Raw genomic sequence first — 16,317 nt, 5'->3', positions numbered from 1 at the left:
TGCGTTCGCCGCTGCCCGGTGACGTTCCTGCCGCGACGTTCCTGCCGCCTGGGAGCACTTCACGCCGCCAGAGCTGTACCTGCAGACGAGAAAGCCGGACTTCGCACCGTACATCGTCGAGTAGTACAAGAAGCCTTTCGCTGAAGGAACCTTCGCGGCACCTTACGGGGTGCACCACGGTTACTGCCGGTGTCACAGGCAGGGGGCGACGGTCGAATTCACCCGAGCGGTCTACGTTGAGCACTACCCGACGACCTGACCAATTCGTCCGGCCCTGGCGTCCACGGTCGTGATGCATCGCGGGGCAGTTCGAGGATCTGGTGCCGGTGTTCGAGGGGTCCGGGGTGCAGGTGTGGTTGCCGGAGGCCGGTGGGCGGGTGGATTTCGCCGACGACACGCATCGCACGCTGATGAGCGTGCTGGGTGCGCAGTCGGAGCGGCGGTTGGCCGGGCACAGCATCGCCGGGATCGCCCGCATGCTCAACGAACGGGCGGCGCTCGGCCCGTCGGGGTCCGATCGGGCGGCGCATGGATGCGAACTGGGTCCACGGCCGGGCGAGCTGCGCGCGTTGGCCGAGTGGCTGGAGCAAACAAGGCGGGGCAGCGCAGACGACGAGTAGCGCGCACCTCGGCGCTCTTTTGCCGCCACGTTTCGCTGTTCACGTGGAATCGTTGCCCTCATCCGTTTGCCGTCCGCAGGCGGGTTGACTCCGACTGTGCGGGTGGTGCACGCTCCGAAGAAGCGGCACATCACCCGGCCGTGTCGAGCGGGAACTCGACCGGGGTCGATCCGGGTAAGCGGGCCGCGAAGGGGGCGAAATGGGGGAGCGCGGGTATCGCGTCGTGCGCAACGACGCCGGGCAGTACTCGATTTGGCCTGCGGACCAGGATGTTCCGGTCGGCTGGGTCGATGTCGGCGTGACCGGACCCAAGGATGAATGCCTGGCTCACATTGACCAGGTGTGGACCGACATGCGCCCGGCAGGCGTGTCGGCCCGGATGACCGGCTAGCACGGATGGTGGGGTAACGCGGACACGTTGTTAGTTCCGGCTGGTCCGCGCCGGTTGTGAGACTTATTCAGTGTGCGTTCCTGGGGTTCTATTTCGCGCGCACTTCCGACATTCGCGGTGTGGACGGGGCATGGGCGGCGGGCCCGTGCCCGACGTCCGGCCGATCTTTTCCCGTGCGTCGACAACGGCCCGGCGCAGAAAGGACGCACCTTGTCCGGCGACAGCGACTGCATCCACCGGTGGTTCGAGCGGCAGGTGGGACCGCGTGGCGACGACATCGCCGTGGTCTCGGGGACGGATCGGCTGACCTACCGTGAACTGGACCTGCGGGCCAACCGGCTGGCGCACCGCCTGCGCGGGCTCGGCGTGGGACCGGAAACGCCGGTCGCGGTGTGCGTGCGGCGTTCGACCCACCTGGTGACGGCCCTGCTGGCGACCCTCAAGGCGGGCGGCTGCTACCTGCCGCTCGACCCCGCGCACCCGACCGACCGACTCGCCGCGATGATCGCCGACGCGGGCGCGACCGTGCTGATCGGCGACGGCTCGGTGGACCTGCGCGCCGAGCACACGGTGGACCCCGACGTGCACGACGGGCCGGACACACCGCCTGCCGTCGACGGTCTCGGGCCGGACAACCTCGCCTACATCATGTACACCAGCGGATCCACCGGGCGGCCGAAGGGCGTCATGGTCGAGCACCGCAACGTGATCGGGCTGCTCACCGCCACCCGAGACCTGTTCGAGTTCGGGCCGCGGGACGTCTGGACGATGTTCGCCTCGGCCGCGTTCGACGTCTCGGTCTGGGAGATGTGGGGCGCGTTGCTGCACGGCGGCACGCTGGTCGTCGTCCCGGACCGGATCAAGCGGTCGCCCGAGGAGTTCCGGGACCTGCTGCGGGAGCACGCGGTCACCGTGCTCAACCAGACACCGTCGGCGTTCGGACAACTGGTCGACCTCGACACCACGGGCCTGAGCCTGCGGGTGGTGGTGTTCGCGGGCGAGGAGTTGGGATTCGAGTCGCTGCGCCCGTGGATCGACCGGCACGGCGACCGGAACCCGTTGCTGGTCAACATGTACGGCATCACCGAGACGACCGTGCACTCGACGTTCCGGGTGGTCACCGCCGAGGATCTGGGCGCCGCGCCCGGCAGCATGATCGGCGGCGCGCTGCCCGGCCAGTCCATCACCCTGGTGGACCACGAGATCCACGTCGGCGGCACGGGCGTCACGCGAGGTTACCTCGGCCGGCCCGCGCTCACCGCCGAACGCTACCTCCCCGACCCGGACCGGCCCGGCATGCGGGTCTACCGCTCCGGCGACACCGCCCGTGTGGTCGGTGACGACCTGCGGTACACCGGGCGGCTCGACCACCAGGTCAAGATCCGGGGTCACCGGATCGAGCTCGGAGAGGTGGAAGCCGCGCTGCGCGGCCACACCGGCGTGCGTGACGTGGTGGTCACCGCCACGCCCGACCCGTCCGGCGACCGGCGACTGATCGCCTACTGGGTCGGCGAGACCGCGCCGGACCTGCGCGACCACCTCAGGCGCACGCTGCCCGAGTACATGGTGCCCGCCGCGTTCGTGCGGCTGGACCGGTTCCCGTTGACACCCAACGGGAAGGTCGACCGGCAGGCGCTGCCCGACCCGGACAACGCGCGCCCCGACCTGGCCGAGCCGTTCGCCGCGCCCGGCACACCGCTGGAGCGGGCGATCGCGGCCATCTGGGCCGAGGCGCTGTGGGTGGACGAGATCGGCCTGGACGACGACTTCTTCGACCTGGGCGGCCAGTCGCTGCTGGCCACGCAGGTCGCCGCGACCATGCGGGAACGGCTCGGGGTGGACGCGTCGCTGCGGCTGCTGCTTGACGAGCCGACGATCCGGTTGTGCGCCAAGGCCCTGGAGCGCAGGTCATGAACGACGAACTCGAAGGCGTCGCGGTCATCGGGATGAGCGGGCGCTTCCCCGGCGCGCCGGACCTCGACCGGTTCTGGTCGATGCTGGTGGCAGGCACGGATGGGGTCAGCCACTACACCGCCGACGAACTGCTCGCCGCCGGCGTGCCCCGGGACCTGGTCGACGACCCGGCCTACGTGCGCAGTGCGCACACGCTGGCCGACTTCGGCCTGTTCGACGCGGAGTTCTTCGGTCTCACCCGGAGCGAGGCCGATGTCACCGACCCGCAGCAGCGGCTGCTGCTGGAGTGCGCCTGGGAGGCGCTGGAACGCGCGGGACACCCGTCACCGGCCGACCGCACCGGCGTCTTCGCGGGCATCTCGGTCTCCACGTACCTCATGGAACGCCTGGCGGACAACGATTTCGTGCACCCGATGCAGGTGCGGATCGGCAACGACCCGAGCATGGCCGCGACCAGGGTGTCCTACAAGCTCAACTTGTCCGGACCGAGCATGACCGTGCAGACCGCGTGCTCCTCGTCGCTGGTCGCGCTGCACCTGGCGTGCCAGAGCCTGCTGACGCTGGAGTGCGACCTCGCGTTGGCGGGTGGCGCGGCGATCCGGCTGCTCGGGCCGCGCGGCCACCTGTACGAGGAGGGCGGCATCCACTCCACGGACGGCCGCTGCCGCCCGTTCGACGCGGACGCCACCGGCACCGCGTCCGGGGACGGCGTCGGCATGGTGGTGCTCAAGCGGCTGGCCGACGCGGTGCGCGACGGCGACCACGTCCACGCCGTGGTGCTCGGCTCGGCGGTGAACAACGACGGCTCGGACAAGATCGGCTTCACCGCGCCGTCCACGGCCGGGCAGGCCGCCGCGATCGGCGAGGCGCTGGCCCTGGCGGGCGTCGACCCCGACACCGTCCAGTACGTCGAGGCGCACGGCACCGCCACCCCGCTGGGCGACCCGATCGAGGCCCGCGCGCTGGCCGAGGTGTTCGGGTCCCGGGCGGAACCGGGCCTGCTCGGCTCGGTGAAGGGCAACGTCGGCCACCTCGACGCGGCGGCGGGCGTCGCCGGGCTGATCAAGGTCGCGCTGGCCATGGAACGCAGGGTCGTCCCGCCGACCGCGCACTTCACCCGGCCGAACCCCGAACTCGACGCGATGCCGTTCCGGGTCAACGCCGAGCCGGCGCCGTGGCCCGACGCCGCGCACCCGCCGCGTGCCGGGATCAGCTCGTTCGGCATGGGCGGCACGAACGCGCACGTGGTGGTGCAGGCCGCACCCGCGCCGCGTGCCGACCCGGCGCTGCGGCGGTGGCAGGTGCTGCCGGTCTCGGCGCGCACCACGGCGGCCCTGGACGAGGCGTCCCGGCGGCTGGCGGACCACCTGGCCGGTGACGTCGACCTGGCCGACGCCGCGTACACGCTGCAAGTCGGACGGGTGCCGTTCACCCATCGGCGTGCTGTGGTCGTGGACGACCGGGACGCCGCCGTCCGCGCGCTGACCCGCCCGCTGCGGACCGAGGCCGGCGAACCCGCCGTCGTGTTCCTGCTGCCCGGCCAGGGCAGCCAGCACACCGGCATGGGCGAGGAGCTGTACCGGGACGAGCCCGTGTTCCGGGACGCGATGGACGAGTGCGCCGCGCTGCTGCGCCCGCACCTGGGCTGGGACGTGCGCGAGGTCGCGTTCCGCGGTGACGACCTGCGGTCCACGCTGCGCACGCAGCCCACGGTCTTCAGCGTCGACTACGCGATGGCCAGGCTGCTGGAGTCGTGGGGCGTGCGGCCGGACGCCATGATCGGGCACAGCCTGGGCGAACTGGTCGCCGCGTGCCTGGCCGGGGTGTTCGACCTGCCGGACGTGCTGCGCGTGGTGGCGACGCGGGCGATGCTGATGCAGGACCTGCCGCCCGGCCGGATGCTGGCCGTGCCGCTGGACGAGGCCGCCGCCGACGCCGAGCTGGCCGGTCTGGTGAGCGTCGCGACGGTGAACGCACCGGGCTCGTGCGTGGTCGCGGGCACCGAGGACGCCATCGCCGAGGCTCGCGAGCTGTTGACCGGCAGAGGTCTGGTGGTCAAGGACGTGCCGACGTCGCACGCCTTCCACACCGCCATGGTCGACCCCGTCCTGCCGGAGCTGGCGAAGGCGCTGCGCAGCGCCGTCCTGGCCAAGCCGCGGCTGCCGTTCGTGTCGAACGTGACCGGCGCCTGGATCACCGAGGAGCAGGCCGTCGACCCGGAGTACTGGGTGTCGCACACCCGGCAGCCGGTGCGGTTCGCGGACGGTCTGAGCGCGATCCTGGCGCGCGGTGACGCCGTGCTGGTCGAGGTCGGGCCGGGTGCCGTCCTCAGCGGACTGGCGCGGGCCAACCCGGCGCGTCCCGCCACGGCGGTCACGCTGCGACGCGGCGAACCGGAAGCGCGGACGGCGCTGGAGGCGGTCGCGTCGATCTGGGAGCACGGCGGCCAGGTGGACTGGGCGGCCCTGCACACGGGCGAACGACGGTTGCGCGTCCCGCTGCCCACCTATCCCTTCGAACGCCGTGAACACCTGGTCACACCGGTCAAGAAGGCGAGTCGCCGGGCACCGGCGCAGTGGGCGTCGGCCCCCGTGTGGCTGCCGTCGCCGGCGAAACGCGCGCCGCTCGAACCCGCCGTGTGGCTCGTGCTGGCGGATGACCTCGGTGTGGCGGACGCGCTCGCCGCGCAGTTGCCGGGCGAGGTGACCGTGGTGCCGCCGGGCGGCGAGGTACCGGACGTGCGGCCGGACCGCGTGGTCCACGCGCGCAGCGTCCGTGCGAACCACGACGCCGACGCGGCCGCGCGCTACCGCACGAGCCAGGACGACGGCTTCCACAGCCTGCTGGACGTGGTGCGGAGCCTCGGCTCGAACCCGGTCCGGATCGACGTGCTCACCAACGACCTCCAGGACATCGGCCCGGTGATCCTCCCGGAGCGCGCGACCGTGTTCGGCGCGGCGACCGTGATCGCACAGGAGTACGCGCACGTGTCGTGCCACTGCGTGGACGTGACGCTGCCCCGGGACGACCAGGACCGGCGACGACTGGTCGACCACCTGCTCGCCGAGCTGTCGGCCGACCAGCGCGAAGACCAGGTCGCCTATCGCGGCGGCCGACGCTGGACCCGGTCCTACGCCCCGGTCGAGCTGCCGGACGCCCAGCCGTGGCAGGAAGGCGCGACCTACCTGGTGACGGGCGCGGACGGCGAACTCGGCCGGGCGTTCGTCGACGACATGACGCAGGCCGGCGCGAAGGTCGTCACCGCCGAGCCCGAACACCTCGCCGACGTGGCCCGGCGGCACGACGTGCGCGGTGTCGTGCACGCGGCGGACACCAGAGGCGCGGGACTCATCGCCCTGAAGACCCGCGAGCAGGCCGAAGAAGTGCTGTCCGCGCACGTGGCGACCACGTTGCTGCTGGACGAACTGCTGCCGGACGTGGACTTCGTGCTGCTGTGCGGGTCCACCACCGGGGTCCTGGGCGGTTTCGGGCAGGTGGAGAACTGCGCGTCGGCCGCCTTCCTGGACGCCTTCGCGCCCGCCCGCGGCCGGCTGGTCGTCGACTGGGCGCAGTGGGCTTGGGACGACTGGCTCGAACAGCAGATGGCCGACCTGCCGGACGTGCGCGAACGGTTCCGCCGGCAGCGCCTGGCCGAGGGCATCACCGCCGCCGAGGGCGTCGCGATCGCCCGCGCCGCGCTGGCCGCCGGCCACCACCGCCTGATCGTGTCCACAGTGGACTTCCAGGAGGTGCTGGCGGCCAGGGACGGGCTGACCGCGTCCGCGTTCATGGCGTCGCTGGGCGGCGGCAGCGCGGACGCGGACTGGGACCCGGCGCAGGTGTGGCCGGACGACGAGGTCGCCCGCGGCGTGGCGACGGTCTGGCAGGAGACGCTGGGCGTGGCCCGGATCGACCCGGACGACGATTTCTACGAGCTGGGCGGCAACTCGCTGTTCGCCATCCAGATCGTCTCCCGGCTCCGCCGGCTGCACGGCGACCTGCCGATGAGCGCGATCTTCGAGGCGCCGACGGTGACCGGCCTGGCCGCCGCGATCCGGGCGCACCAGGCGGAGTCGATCGGGCTGGACGAGTTCGACGCGCTGCTGCGGGAGATCGAGAACCTGTCCCCGGACGAGGTCGAGGCGCGGCTGAAGGGTGAGGGCGATGTCTGACGAACGCCTCCGGCAGTTGCAGGACCGGCTGTCGTCGTTGAGCCCGACGCAGCGCGAGGCGTTGGCACGCGCGATGCGGGAACGGGACGTCAAGGCGCCGACCGCGCGGCCCACGCCGAAACCGCCCCGCCGCACCCGGCGCGGGTCCAGCACCATGGACTTCAGCCTGTTCTTCTTCTCCGGCGACGGCTCGGTCGAGCGGCCGGACAACTACCGGCTGCTGCTGGACAGCGCCGAGTACGCCGACCGCAACGGCTACGCCGCGATCTGGGTGCCCGAACGGCACTTCGTGGACTTCGGCGGCCTGTACCCGAACCCGTCCGTGCTCGCCGCCGCCATCGCGGTGCGCACCGAGCACATCCAGATCCGCGCGGGCAGCGTCGCCGTGCCGCTGCACCACCCGGTGCGGCTGGCCGAGGAGTGGTCGGTGGTGGACAACCTGTCCGGCGGCCGGGCGGCGATCGCGTGCGCGTCCGGCTGGCACCCCGACGACTTCGTGATCGCACCCGGCGGCCGAGCCCGGTATGCCAGCCGCAAGGACGACATGTTCGAGGCGATCGACCTGGTGCAACGGCTGTGGGCCGGCGAGACCGTCGACATCGACGGCGTGCCGGTCCGCACGCTGCCCCGGCCGCGTCAGTCCCGGCTGCCGCTGTGGATCTCCTCGCAGGGCAGCGTCGACACGTTCGTCCGGGCCGGTGAGATCGGCGCGAACGTGCTGACCGGCCTGGTCGCCCAGCGGCCCGCCGACCTGCGGGACAAGATCACCGCGTACCGCGAGGCGTTGAAGGAGGCCGGGCACAGCGACGGCCGGGTCACCGCGATGGTGCACACGTTCCTCGGCGCGGACGAGGACGAGGTGCGTGAGCAGGTCCGCGAGCCGCTCATCGGCTACCTGCGGACGTTCCTGGCCCAGCAGGGCAATTTCGACAGCCGGTACAACGAGCTCGACGACGCCGGCCGCGAGGCGATGCTGGCCGCGACCTTCGACCGCTACTTCGAGAGCCTGGCGCTGCTGGGCACGCCCGACAAGGGCGAGTCACTGGTGGAGGACCTGGTGGACCTGGGCGTGGACGAGGCCGCGTGCCTGGTCGACTTCGGCCTGGAACCGGAGACCGTGCTGGCCGGGCTGCGGCGGCTGACCGAGCTCAAGGACCGCTACCGGGGAGTCCGACCGTGACCGAGCTGTCGGACCGGCTGGCCAAGCTCAGCCCGGCGCAGCGCGCGCTGCTCGACCAGCGGCTGCGCCGTGAACCCGCGGTGCGACAAGGAATCGCCCGCCGTGCGCCGGGCCGGACCCACCGCCTCACGCTGGACCAGGAACGGATCTGGCTGATCCACCAGTTCGACCCGACCGACCCGGCGTACAACATCTTCTTCGCCACCCGCCTGCGCGGCGAGCTGGACGCGCCCGCGTTGCAGCGGTCGATCACGGCGTTCGTCCAGCGGCACGAGTCGCTGCGCACCACCTACGAACTGGCCGACAACCGGCCGGTCGCCGTCGTGCACGACACCACGCACGTCCCGATCCGCCACGTCGACGTGCCCGACGAGCCGGAGATGCTGCGCCTGGCCGAGGAAGAGATCCGGGTGCCGTTCGACATCGCCACCGGGCCGCTGTTCCGGGTCACGCTCTACCGCCTCGGCGACCGCGACCACCTCATGGTCGGCACGATCGACCACCTGGTGTGGGACCGGGCGTCGCTGGGCATCTTCGCCGACGAGCTGGTCGAGTACTACACCGCGTTCACCACCGGACGCGCGCCGGAGCTGCCCGAATCGGCCATCCAGTACGGCGACTACGCCGAGTGGCAGCCGAAGTGGATCGAGGACGAGGTGGCCAAGCGCCACCTGCCGTACTGGAAGAAGCACCTCGAAGGCGCGGAACTGGTGCTGGAACTGCCGACGGACCGGCCGCGCCCCCCTGTGCAGACCTTCAACGGCGCACGCCACCAGTTCCGGCTCACCGGCGAACTCACCGCCGCCATCCGCGACTTCGCCCGCCGCGAGTCGGTCACGGTCAACGTGGCGCTGCTCGCGGCCTGGCAACTGCTGCTGCACCGGCTCACCGGCCGGCGCGACATCATCGTGGCCACCACGTCCTCCACCCGCAGCCGTCCGGAGACCGAGCCGCTGATCGGCTACTTCCTCACCATGCTGCCGCTGCGCGTGCGGGTCGAGCCGGACCGGGGCTTCGGCGAGCTGGTCGCCTCCGCCCGCGCCACGATGTACGGCGCGCTCGACTACAACGACATCCCGTTCGGCGTGCTGCTGGACGAGCTGGACGTGGACCGCGACCCCAGCCGCAACCCGATCTACCAGACCACGTTCATCTTCGTGGACTTCCACCACGAGCAGCGCGGCGAGCTGCCCGGCCTGACCCAGGAATCGCTGCTGCTGGACAACCACACCGCCAAGGACGACGTCACGCTCGGCTTCTTCGACGACGAGGCGCTCGGCGGCGACGCGTTCCTCGGGCTGCTGGAGTACAACACCGACCTGTTCGACGAGGCCACCGTCGTCCGGATGGCCGGGCAGCTGACCCGGTTGCTGGAGCAGGCCGTCACCGACCCCGGCCGGCCGGTCGGCGAGCTGTCCCTGGTGGACGCCGACCAGGCACGCCGGCAGCTCGTGGAGTGGAACCGGACCGACGTCGACCGCGAGCCCGACCTCACCGTCGACGAGCTGGTCCGCCGGCAGGCCGCCCGCACCCCTGGCGCGGTGGCCCTGACCTGCGGCGACCGCAGCCTGACGTACCGGGAGCTGGTGGCCGAGGCGAAACGGGTCGCGGGCCTGCTCCAGCAACGCGGCGCGGGGCCCGACGCGGTGGTGGCGGTGTGCCTGCCCCGGTCGTGCGACCTGGTGGTCGCGCTGCTGGGCGTGCTGATGTCCGGCGCGGCCTACCTGCCGCTGGACCCGGACCACCCGGAACGCCGCCGCGCGGAGATGGTCGAGGACGCGGGCGCGTTGCTCGTGGTCACCGAACTGCCCGCCGGGACCGCCGACTACCGGCCGCCGGACCCGGACGGCGAGCGGCTGGCGTACGTGATCTACACGTCCGGGTCCACCGGGCGGCCCAAGGGCGTCGAGGTGCCGCACCGCGGTGTGGTGAACCTGCTGCTCGCCATGGCCGACGAGGTCGGGTTGGGCGCGGACGACGTGCTCGCCGCCGTCACGTCGGTGTCGTTCGACATCGCGGGCCTGGAGCTGTTCGGACCGCTGGCGACCGGCGCCCGGTGCGTCGTGGTGACCAAGGAGCACGGACAGGACGGCCGGGCGCTCGCCGCGCTGCTGACCGACGTCGACGCGACCGTCATGCAGGCCACCCCCGCCACCTGGCACTTGCTCGTGGAGGCCGGTTGGCGGCACGGCGAGACGCTGCGGGCGATCGTCGGCGGCGAGGCGTTGCCGCGCGCACTGGCCGACCACCTCGCCGTCGGACGAACCTGGAACGTCTACGGCCCCACCGAGACCACCATCTGGTCCACCGCCTGGCGGCTGGAGGACGGCGTGATCTCGATCGGCACACCGCTGGCCAACACGCAGGCGTACGTGCTGGACGAGCGGTTCGCGCCGGTGCCGGTGGGCGTGCCGGGCGAGCTGTGGCTCGGCGGCACGGGCGTGGCCCGCGGCTACCGCGGCCGGCCGGCGGGCACGGCTGAGCGGTTCGTGCCCGACCACCTGTCCGGCCGGCCCGGTGCCCGGCTCTACCGCACCGGCGACCGGGTCCGCCAGCGGGCCGACGGCAGCCTGGTGTTCCTGGGCCGCGACGACGGACAGGTGAAGCTGCGCGGCTACCGGATCGAGCTGGGCGAGGTCGAGGCGCGGCTGGCCGACCACCCGGACGTGCGGCGCGCGGTCGCCGTCGTGCGCGAGGACCGGCCGGGCGACCGGCGGCTGGTCGGGTACGTGGAGACCGACAACCCCGCGCTGCCGACGCAGGAACTGCGCGCGCTGGTGCGCGAGTCGTTGCCGGACTACATGGTGCCGTCCGTCGTCGTCACGGTGGACCGGTTCCCGCTGACGACCAGCGGCAAGGTGGACCGGCGCGCGCTGCCCAAGCCGTCCGCCGAACGGCGCGAGGACTACGTGGCCCCGCGCGACCCGGTGGAGCTGGAGGTGGCGCGGGTCTGGGAGCAGGTGCTGGGCACCGGCCCGATCGGCCTGCACGACCGGTTCTTCGACCTGGGCGGCCACTCGCTGCTGGTGCTGCGGCTGATCGCGGAGATCGAGCGCCGGTTCGGGCAGGTGCTGCCGATGGCCGCGATCTTCCAGGGCGCCACCGTGGAGCGGTTCGCGCGGATGCTGCGCGAGGGCTACCACGAGGACCAGCGCGCGCACCTGATCGAGCTGCGGGCCGGCAGAACCGACGTGCCGCCGCTGTTCTTCGCGCACCCGGCGGGCAGCGAGGTCGTCTGCTACATGCCGTTCACCAAGCTGCTGGAGCCGGCCGACCGGCCGCTGTACGCGCTGGCGTCACCGCCGCCGGTGGACGGGCACTCGCCGTTCACCACCTTCGAGGAACGCGCCCGCGCCTACGCCGACCTGGTCCGCGAGGTGCAGCCCGCCGGGCCGTACACGCTGGCCGGCTGGTGCTACGGCGGCGCGAACGCCTACGAGATCGGCCGGGTGCTGGAGCAAGGGGGAGACGAGGTGTCGGTGGTGCTGATCGAGTCGCACCCGCCCGCCTTGGAGGACGGCCCCGAGCCCGACCGGGCGCAGATCGTCGAAGCCGTGGCGGCCAACCTGCAGTGGGACTACCTCGACGGCCGGCGCACGCTCGACGACCTGCGGGCGATGACCGACGAGGAGCACTTGGACTACCTCCTCGCGATCGCCCGCGCGGGCGACTACCTGCCGTCGGACGCGGGCCGCGAGCAGATCCGGGCCGTGCTGGAGCTGTGGGTGGCGAACCTGCGGCTGCTGTGGGCCTACCGGCCCGAACCGCTGCGCGGCAAGGTGACGTTGATCCACGCGGCCGACGAGTCGCGCGAGCCGTTCCGGACCTGGCACTCCCTCGCGGCGAACCTGGACGTGCGCGAGGCGCCGGGGAACCACTACACCGTGATGCGGCCGCCGCTGGTGGAGTCGTTGACGGCCCTCCTGCACGAGGTGACGCCGGATGCTTGAACTGCTCAAGGACAGCACCTACATCCGCTACTGGTTCGCGGTGGTGGCGTCGTTCCTCGGTGACGCGATGGCCCGGATCACGCTGATCTACGTGGCCGCGACGCTCACCGACGCACCCGCCGCGCTGATCGCGCTGGTGATCATCGCGCAGCTGCTGCCGACCGGCGTGCTGGGGGTGTTCGCCGGTCCGCTCACCGACCGGCTGCCCAAGCGGGTGCTGCTGGTCGGGTCCGACCTGGCCCGGGTGGTGATCGTGCTGGCCATGATCCCGGCGCTGAGCTCGTCCTGGCTGCTGCTCACGCTGATCTTCCTGGAAGGCCTGGGCAAGACGTTCTTCGAGACCGCGCGGATCGCGGCCATCCCGGCGATCGTCGGCAACCACAGCATCCCGTCCGCGGTGGCGCTGTTCCAGAGCACCAACCACACCCTGAACCTGGTCGGCCCGGCGCTGGGCGGCGTGCTGATCGCGCTGGGCAGCGTGCCCGCCGTGCTGGTGATCAACGCGGCCACGTTCGCGGTCTCGGCGGTCCTGCTGGGCAGCATGGGCGTGCTGAAGAAGGTGCCCGTCTCGACGGGGGCGCCGCAGAAGTACTGGGCGGCGCTGCGCGAAGGGCTGCGCGAGGTGCTGCGGGTGCCGACGCTGCGGTTCCTGTTCGCGTTCCTGGTGCCCATGATGATCGTGCTCGGCCTGTTCACCACCAACTTCAACGCCCAGCTGCTCACCGTGTTCGGCCTGCCGCCCGCCGAGTACGGGCTCGCGCACGCCTTGTTCGGCGGCGGAGCCGTGCTCGGCGCGCTGCTGGGACCGATGATGGTCCGCAAGTACCCGGTGCGCGGGCTGCTGCTGGTCACCGTGGCGTTGTTCGGGCTGTCGCTGGTGGCACTCGCGCCGACGGAGTGGCTGCGCGGCCAGCTCGGGTTCGCGTCGGTGGTCGTCTGGTGCCTGATCGCCGGGCTCGGGTCCAGCCTGTTCCAGGTGCCGATCGCGAACACCGTGCTGCGCGACCTGCCCGAGGCGCTGCGCGGTCGCGGCGTCGGGCTGCTCAACTCGGTGATGATCACCAGCATGGTCGTCGGGGTGGCCCTGGGCGGGCTGACCGCGTCGTGGCCGGGCATCGCCGACTCCATTGTCTACGCGGGCCTGGCGTTGCTGGTGTGCTCCCTGGTGTTCGCGATCCCCGTCCGCCGAGCGACCCGCGTGGAGGCGACCAGTGGGCTCTGACCGGTTCCCCCTGTCACCCGCCGCGCAGCGGCTGTGGACGCTGTCGCGCATCCGGCCCGGCGACCCGTTCTTCAACCACCCGTTCGCGGTCGACATCGACGGCCCGCTGGACGTCGACCTGCTCGGCCGGTGCCTGACCTCGATCGTCGGGCGGCACGAGCCGCTGCGGTCCCGCGTCGAGGACGGCGCGCACGTGGTCGAACCGGTCGTGCCGATCGAGCTGTCCGCGGTGGACGGCGACGAGGAGGCCGGGCACCGGTTCGGTCAGGAGCCGTTCGACCTGGCCGCCGGGCCGCCGTTCCGGGTCCTGCTGCTGCGGCTGGGACCGGACCGGCACCGGCTCGTGGTCAACGTCCACCACATCGCCATCGACGGCCTGTCGCTGGACGTGTTCACGGCCGAGCTGGTCGCGCTGTACGGCGGCGAGGCGCTGCCGGACCTGCCCGTGCGGTTCGGCGACCTGCCGCCCGCCGGCGACGATTGCGACTACTGGACCCGCCGGCTGGCGGGCGCCCCGGACGTGATCGACCTGCCCACCAGCGGGCCGCGCCCGATGACCACCGACCACCGGTCGGCCAGTCGCACCCGGCTGATCCCGGCCGACGTGCTGGACCGCGTGCGGCAGGTCGGGCGGCGCGGGCGGGCGACGACGTACATGGCGCTCAAGGCGACCTGTGATGTCGTGCTGGCCCACTACGGCAACGACGACGTGCTCATGGGCATGGCGCTGTCCGGACGGGACAGCTCGGCGCACACGGCGCTGATCGGGTACCTGGTCAAGCCGGTGGTGCTGCGCACCGAACTCGGCGACGACCCCCCGTTCACCGAGGTGCTGCGCCGCGTGCGCAACGACGTGCTGGACGCGCACGAGCACCCGGACCTGCCGCTGGAGGACGTGCTGGCGAAGCTCGCCGTGGTGCGCGACCCCAGCTACCACCCGCTGTTCCAGGTGATGTTCAGCCACGACGTGGAGGCCGCGCCGCAGGTCGTCGGCGGAACGACGTTCACCCGGCGGGACATGGGGCTGGACAGCATGAAGGTCGAGCTGAGCATCAGGCTGCTGGAGACCCCGCGGGGTCTGGAGGCGGTGTTCGACTACCGGCGGGACCTGTTCGACGAGGCCGTCGTGGACTCGATGCTGAAGCGGCTGGAGGTCGTGCTCCGGCACGTGGGGGAGAACCCCGACCTCCGGGTGTCGGAGCTGCGGGCGGTCGCCGTCGACCAGCGCACGAGCCTGGCCGGGCCGGTGGAGCGGTGCGTGCACGAGCTGTTCGCGCGGCAGGTCGCGGAACGGCCGGACGCGGTCGCGGTCGACGCCGACCGGCGGTGGACCTACCGCGAGCTGGCCGAGGTCGTGGCCGGTGTCGCCGGGCGGCTGGACGGGTTCGGTGCGCGGCCCCGGGTCGGGGTGTGCGTGGCCAAGTCGGCCGCGCTGCCTGCCGCTGTACTCGGGGTGTTGACGGCGGGCGGGGTGTGCGTGCCGCTCGACCCCGCGCTGCCCGGGTACCTGTTGCGGGCCATGGCGGAGGAGTACGGCCTGGCGGTCGTGCTGGCCGACGAACGGGCCGAGCCGGTGTTCGCGTCGTCGCCGACGCCCGTGCTGCGGCTGGAGCCGTGGCCCGCCCGTGAGGTCACGTCCGCCGTGACATCCGCCGACGCGGCATTCGTGCTGCACACCGCCGGCGACGATCCCCGTGCGGTCGTCGTCGGGCACCGGGCGTTCGCGAACGCCCTGCGCTGGAACGACATCACGTCGTGGCCGATGTCCGGGTCGTTCGCCGGGGCGGCGACGATGTTCGAGATCCTGGCCCCGCTGGTCAACGGCGGCACGCTCGGTTCCGGCACGGCCCTGTTCGACACCCCGGCGTCGATCGCCGAACTGCACGTCGCCGGACGGTTGCCGGACGACGTGCGCACGATCGTCACGACCGGCGCGGAACCGCCGGCGTCACTGCGCGCGGCCCTGCCGGACCGCGAGTTCGTCGACCTGTACGCCACCGCCGAGACGTCGGTGGCGCTCGTGAACGGCCGACCGCTGCCCGGGGTGCGGGCGTACGTGCTGGACGACCGGTCCCGCCCGCTCCCACCCGGCGTGGTCGGCGAGCTGCACATCGGCGGACACGGCCTCGCGCACGGCTACCTCGACCAGCCCGACGAGACCGCCGCCCGGTTCCGGCCCGACCCGTCGGACCCGGACAGCCGGATCTTCGCCACCGGCGACCTCGCCCGCCGCGCCCCGGACGGCACGCTGCACGTGCTCCGGCGGGCCGGCCGGGTCGACCTGGGCCTGGTCGAGTCGACCCTGCTCACCCACCCGGCCGTGCGGCGGGCCTGCGCTCTCGACGGCGACAACGCGGTGGCCGTCGTGCGGCAGGGGATGTCCGCGACCGGTCTGCGTGACTGGCTGGCCGAACGGCTCCCGCACTACACGGTCCCGGCACGCGTGCAGGCCGTCGACACCCTGCCCGTGCTGCCCCACGGCCGACCGGACCGGGACGGCATCCTGCGGCTCCTGGCGGAGACGCCCGACCAGGTCGGCGAGGAACTGCCGCTCACCGACGCCGAGCAGACCGTCACCCGCGCGTGGACCTCCGTCCTCGGCCGCACGGTCGGCGCACGGGAGAACTTCTTCGACGCGGGCGGCAACTCGCTGCTGCTCGTGCGGCTGTGCGAACGGTTGCGGGCCGAGTTCGACCGGCCCATCAGCGTGATCGACCTGTTCCGCCACCCGACCGTGCGGGCGATGGCCGAACACCTCACCGGCGCGGCCGAGGCGACCGCGCCGGACGCCGCCGAACGGGGCAGGGCACGACAGGAGGCGCTGCGGGCGCGGGGGAAGGCCAGGCAACACCGGTAACGCGGGAGCAC

At 72.5% G+C, this 16,317-nt stretch carries 8 protein-coding genes; all 8 read left to right on the top strand.

Translation table 11 applies throughout. The annotated features are described in order from the left end of the window. Positions 1-320 precede the first annotated feature (320 nt). Positions 321-620 (top strand): hypothetical protein, encoded by a 300-nt coding sequence (locus tag ACYVLT_RS27695; protein WP_461123145.1) that lies wholly within the window; start codon positions 321-323, stop codon positions 618-620. 199 nt (positions 621-819) lie between these two features. Next, positions 820-1,011, top strand: coding sequence for an MbtH family protein (locus ACYVLT_RS27690; RefSeq protein WP_461123144.1), 192 nt, complete (start codon positions 820-822; stop codon positions 1,009-1,011). A gap of 210 nt (positions 1,012-1,221) precedes the next feature. Further along, positions 1,222-2,925, top strand: coding sequence for an amino acid adenylation domain-containing protein (locus ACYVLT_RS27685; RefSeq protein ID WP_461123143.1), 1,704 nt, complete (start codon positions 1,222-1,224; stop codon positions 2,923-2,925). After that, positions 2,922-7,097 carry a type I polyketide synthase gene (locus ACYVLT_RS27680; RefSeq protein ID WP_461123142.1) on the top strand — a complete coding sequence of 1,392 codons (4,176 nt, stop codon included), beginning with the start codon at positions 2,922-2,924 and terminating at the stop codon, positions 7,095-7,097. Before ACYVLT_RS27685 ends, ACYVLT_RS27680 begins: the two co-directional genes overlap by 4 nt. Beyond that, a complete protein-coding gene (locus ACYVLT_RS27675) occupies positions 7,090-8,277 on the top strand; it encodes a MupA/Atu3671 family FMN-dependent luciferase-like monooxygenase (RefSeq protein WP_461123141.1) in 1,188 nt (395 codons plus the stop codon). Before ACYVLT_RS27680 ends, ACYVLT_RS27675 begins: the two co-directional genes overlap by 8 nt. After that, complete coding sequence (locus tag ACYVLT_RS27670) at positions 8,274-12,227, top strand: non-ribosomal peptide synthetase (RefSeq protein ID WP_461123140.1); 3,954 nt, start codon at positions 8,274-8,276, stop codon at positions 12,225-12,227. Before ACYVLT_RS27675 ends, ACYVLT_RS27670 begins: the two co-directional genes overlap by 4 nt. Continuing rightward, a complete protein-coding gene (locus tag ACYVLT_RS27665; RefSeq protein WP_461123139.1) occupies positions 12,220-13,449 on the top strand; it encodes an MFS transporter in 1,230 nt (409 codons plus the stop codon). The genes ACYVLT_RS27670 and ACYVLT_RS27665 overlap by 8 nt, the downstream gene beginning before the upstream one ends. Next, the gene (locus ACYVLT_RS27660) at positions 13,439-16,306 is read left to right on the top strand and encodes a non-ribosomal peptide synthetase (RefSeq protein ID WP_461123138.1); all 2,868 of its coding nucleotides are present in this window, start codon (positions 13,439-13,441) and stop codon (positions 16,304-16,306) included. The genes ACYVLT_RS27665 and ACYVLT_RS27660 overlap by 11 nt, the downstream gene beginning before the upstream one ends. Positions 16,307-16,317 lie beyond the last annotated feature (11 nt).

Source organism: Saccharothrix stipae (assembly GCF_054781895.1).
The sequence above is the reverse complement of the archived record's forward strand: the minus strand, read 5'-3'. Positions and strand labels throughout refer to the sequence as shown.

What these genes read in the sequence shown, in the direction of transcription:
- ACYVLT_RS27690 (WP_461123144.1), top strand. Translation starts at nt 820, where the DNA reads ATGGGGGAGCGCGGGTATCGCGTCGTGCGCAACGACGCCGGGCAGTAC.
- ACYVLT_RS27680 (WP_461123142.1), top strand. Translation starts at nt 2,922, where the DNA reads ATGAACGACGAACTCGAAGGCGTCGCGGTCATCGGGATGAGCGGGCGC.
- ACYVLT_RS27675 (WP_461123141.1), top strand. Translation starts at nt 7,090, where the DNA reads ATGTCTGACGAACGCCTCCGGCAGTTGCAGGACCGGCTGTCGTCGTTG.
- ACYVLT_RS27665 (WP_461123139.1), top strand. Translation starts at nt 12,220, where the DNA reads ATGCTTGAACTGCTCAAGGACAGCACCTACATCCGCTACTGGTTCGCG.